At 55.9% G+C, this 4035-nt stretch carries 2 protein-coding genes and 1 pseudogene; all 3 read right to left on the bottom strand.

All coding sequences use genetic code 11. The features are described 5' to 3' along the window. Positions 1-69: 69 nt before the first annotated feature. Positions 70-1833, bottom strand: a complete 1764-nt coding sequence (locus XdyCFBP7245_RS23155; RefSeq protein WP_158255536.1) for a S8 family peptidase — start codon at positions 1831-1833, stop codon at positions 70-72. Between the two features lie 523 nt (positions 1834-2356). After that, positions 2357-2965 carry a hypothetical protein gene (locus tag XdyCFBP7245_RS23150; RefSeq protein ID WP_146091731.1) on the bottom strand — a complete coding sequence of 203 codons (609 nt, stop codon included), beginning with the start codon at positions 2963-2965 and terminating at the stop codon, positions 2357-2359. Positions 2966-3081: 116 nt separating this feature from the next. Further along, positions 3082-3954 (bottom strand): annotated as a pseudogene (locus XdyCFBP7245_RS23145) (site-specific integrase); the annotation flags it as partial. Positions 3955-4035 lie beyond the last annotated feature (81 nt).

The following is a 4035-nucleotide window of genomic DNA, read 5'->3' as shown; positions in this document are numbered from 1 at the left end:
ACGCCGTCCGCTTATGCCCAACATCTGGCAAACACCGATATCATCAACCCCGGACTCTAAACCCGATCGCTACTCAGGGCGGGGGGACGTCGAGATCACGCCGTAACGCGCGATGCTTTCCAGCGGTCCTGAAGCTAGCAGCTTGCCGCTGGCGTCCCATAGCCAATAGTTGCCATAGCCGCTGACCGACTCCACCAATCCGCCGAATTCTGGGAAATTAACCAAAACACGCGTCCCGAATCGACAGATCGGCTTATCAAAGCATGGCCCCCCCGCAGCCACATAGCGGGCCACTGTGCTGAGACTTTCACCTTGAGGACCAAAAGGATTGCCGTTGGCGTCGAAGTTCCAATAACGGCCATAGGCGGTGATTGATTCCAGATAGCCTATCCCGGGGTAATCGACCTCGGCACGTGTTTCAAAGTCGCAGACGTCGGTGCTGGCAACATACCGCGACGTGCACGGCCCATCAGCTCTGGCATATCGTGCAGAGCTACTTAGGGGCAGCGGCAGGTCCAGCGGCTGACCTTGCGAATCAAATGTCCACACATTTCCATACGCGGTGACCGTTTCCGTCCCGCCGGGGGACTCGCTCATCGTCCCCAAGGTGCAGGCAGCGGGCTGTAGCGCGGCGTCACCAAAGTTGTAGCGACAGGCGCCAGTTACGGTCGCATTACCTGATGTCGAACGCGCTGCGGCCACCGCAGCCTCGGCATTCAGTAAGCCGGCTCCGCAGGTTTGGTTTGCACAATTCATCGGTGTCGCAGTGCGTTGAAGAAGGTCTTTGATCTGCGGTGGCGACAGCGCAGGATTCGCGGATAGCATTAAGCCAATAACTCCGCTGACGTGTGGCGTCGCCATTGAGGTTCCAGAGAGATAGCGGTAGCAATGTTGCCACTGGATTCCTGTGCCCAATGACCACGCAGACAACACTCCGACTCTGGTGGTGCTCACGTTATCGTTGATATTTTTGACAAGCGAGCAGGCGCCGAGCCCCGCGCCGTAGAGTCCATCCTCGGCGGTTCCCCCACCACCGGGAGCCATCAGTGTCAATGACGGTCCACCATTGGTGTAAGGCGCCGCCACATTGGAGTATTCGGTTGTGCCTACCGAGGCGCCAACAGAAATGACGCCAGGGCACGATGCCGGAAAGACGTTGGTGACATCCACGGCACTGGTCGGTAGATCTGAGAGGTCGTATGTGACCTCAGGGGTGTTGTGGTTGCCGGCGGCGGCAACGACTGAGAGTCCTGCCGCGGATGCGGTTTCAATCGCACGCTTTGTGTTTTCGAAGTTGTTACATGTCTGATTGGCCGCACTGAGACTAAGATTGATAACCTTTGCGCCCGACTGAACCGCGAGGCGAATTGCATGAGCAAGGTTTGCATCGGAGAGGTCTGTCCTGATCGACAGGACTTCGCATTGTGGACATACAGCTGAAGTCCCCTCACCATTTCCCGTCCGTGCAGCCACGATGCCTGCAACATGCGTTCCAGGAGTGTAAGAGTCTAGATAAGAACTATCGTTTCCATTGCTCCCGTCAGCACCCGCAGCCAAGTATAGATCTTTGCCGCCTCCGTCTTTGGCCCAGCTGATATCTGGATGCCCTGAATAACCGGTATCGATAACGGCAATACGGACCTTCTCTCCAGTTGCTTGTGCTATAGCCCACGCCTGAGGAGCACGGATGACATTGAGATTCCATTGTTGTGACGACAAAGGGTCGTTGGTGCCAATCTGCGCGTGAGCGACACCCCCGAAGGAAAGCGCGGCTGACATTCCAAGCCACGTCGATGCAGCAAAGCATAATGATTTGAACGAATTCCTGGACAAGATGAAACTCCTTTTCGTGATGGGCAACCCTTGTCGCCCGGGCATTCCGAATTACATAGGCGAGCCGTCTACTAGAGTAATGGCCGCGCAGCGAGCCTGAACGATTGTATGTGTATTCTGGACGTGAAGCCTGAGGATAACTGAGACGAGGTGCTTGCTGCTGCTTCGAGACACGTCCTGGCGAACTGCGGAAAGTGGGCGCTTACGCTCAAAAACGTCGCCCCACTGAAGTGATCGATGGGCCAGTCCGGCCTTGTGATCACTGGTCAACCGTAGTCAGAAGCCAGAAGCAGGCAGCTGACAGGCCGGAGTAGCGATTCCCTCACGCAATGCGGGCTGCGACGGTGCTTCCACCCTCGGATAAATAGCATCTTTGATCCATATAGCCCTTTGCCACGAGATGCCATTAGATCTGAAGAGAAGACTGGTGGTGTCAGCTGGGGCCCACACATTGCGCGGCAAATCTTGGCTCGTAAAATTTTTTAAAGTAGAAATGCAAATGGGCTTCGTCTATAAGATTGGCTTAAGTTGCTGAGAGCGAATAGTCGGTCCACATCGAGCCAGTCACTATGATCGAGCCGTCCTCCGGGATCTCGGTTTGGGTCACGCAAAGCTCTTCTTGCACCAAGCGCTGGCCCTTGTAGGTGAACTGGGAGACGACGGCCACATACATGCTCGTTTCGATGTTTTCCAGGAAGAGGCCGCCCGGCCAGATCACCTGTGCTTCGAAGATCGCGTCCCCGCCACGGTAGATCGTGGTTTCAGCGCTGATGCTGAAGTTGTTGCGAATCCACACCTCGCTAGGCACCAGATCGGTAAACGATTGGTTGATTACCGCGACGTTTGCGCGGGGGGCCTGCGACACCACGCCGTCGATCGAAAACGAAGCCGAGGTCTCAGAAAAGCTCACCGGCTTGGTCGATGTATCCAGATTGCTCGGGTTATTCGGATCGTAGGAGTAGCGCGCCTGCACACTGAAGTCGGACGGGATGTCTACCGTTGAACTGCCGCCCGGTGGCGGGGCGACAACCCGCCAAGCAATGGTTGCGAGCGTGGGATTCCTGACTGGCTTCTGGAACAACACTAGGCGAACGGTTTCTTCGGTCTGGTTGATCAGGGTGACCTTCGACATGCATCAAACTCCTTTTGGTCGCAGGGATAAATCCTATGGTGACCATTAGTGCAAAACGAATTGGGTAGCACAAGCTGGGATTCCGGTCTTTTGCGACCTACTTCGCTTTTTCTACATTACGGATAGAACTTGCTCGGGTCTGCCAAGCAGTCCGCAAACTGGCCTAGCTCATACTTGGGCAGCTCAACCGGCGGCTTGTATTTCGCCAGAATTCTTATCTGCGTGGCCCTGGCAAGCTTTGGCTTCTTGTGGAAATAAGCGTCGTGCAAGACCGGGACGTTCTTCCGCAACGAATGGCCGGTGATGAGGGCGATGTCTTGGTCGGACACGTTCTTGTGGTGAAGCTCTGTGGCGAGCGTGTGGCGGAAGGCGTGAGCGCCGATCCCCTTTCCGAAGCCTAAGGTCTTCATGTAGCTGCTGAACTGGTTCACGGCTCCTTGGCTGTATCGCGCATTGGTCTCACCCGTTTCCCGGTTGACGCCCGCAGACAGGTGCGGGAAGAGGCGAGGGTGCCCGCAAGCCTTGATGTCCTCAATGAAATCCAGGAAACCAGCATCCAGCAATGGTTTGGGGATGGGCAGGGTGCGAACTGCTGCTTTGCCTTTCAGGCTTTGACGGCTCCTGTCTCGATCCTTATGCCTGAGATCGGCGTCGACCGTTTTTTGGATGCGGATACACCAGACTTTTGCCTCTTCAACGATGTCGGCCACCTTCAGCTGAGCGAGCTCGTTGATGCGCGCGCCCGTGTAGAGCGAGATCATGGGCAGCCACCACCGATGCGGATACTTCTTGGCCCAGGCGGTGAACGTCTTGGGTGAAAAGATGCGCTGAAGCTCTTCCTCGTCAAACAAGCGCTCGGGCTTGTTCGGGTCCACGACCAGGTCTTTCTTGATTTCGGGGAATGCGTCCATCGGCGACATGGGAATCGCCTTGGCTTTTACCAGTTTGCTGAAGAAGGTCACCAGGAACCGCCGATGCTTCTGTAATGACCCACTGAAACTCTGCTCAGGTGTTAGTTTTCAGAGGAGACATCGATGAGTGCAGTGATGGACGAAGAACAGATCAAGCGC

Source organism: Xanthomonas dyei (genome assembly GCF_002939865.1).
GTDB classification, from domain to species: Bacteria; Pseudomonadota; Gammaproteobacteria; order Xanthomonadales; family Xanthomonadaceae; genus Xanthomonas; species Xanthomonas dyei.
This window is presented reverse-complemented; position numbering and strand designations above follow the sequence as displayed.